Raw genomic sequence first — 265 nt, 5'->3', positions numbered from 1 at the left:
CCAGGTGATCACGATCGATGAGCGTCGCTTTGAAAGCTATCGCAGGCGGCCGGAGTTCATCCAGCGCTATATCTTTCCTGGCGGAATGCTGCCCACCATCGACATCGTCAAGCAGCTGGTGAGCAGTTCCGGATTGCGGCTGGTTTCAACCGAATTTTTCGCCGACAGCTACGCACGCACGCTGGCCGACTGGCACGACCGTTTCCTCGACGCCTGGGCTTCAATCGAATCCCTCGGCTTCGATGTCAGGTTCAAGCGGATGTGG

1 protein-coding gene is annotated in these 265 nt (G+C 58.1%); it reads left to right on the top strand.

Annotated elements, in window-relative coordinates; translation table 11 throughout:
- Positions 1-265: class I SAM-dependent methyltransferase (locus KI356_RS27830; RefSeq protein WP_212937079.1), on the top strand; the 265-nt coding region annotated here is incomplete at both ends.

Source organism: Bacillus hominis (assembly GCF_018332515.1).
Classification (GTDB): Bacteria; Bacillota; Bacilli; order Bacillales; family Bacillaceae_G; genus Bacillus_A; species Bacillus_A hominis.
Note: the sequence above shows the minus strand (reverse complement) of the source record. Positions and strands in the feature narration are given on the sequence as shown.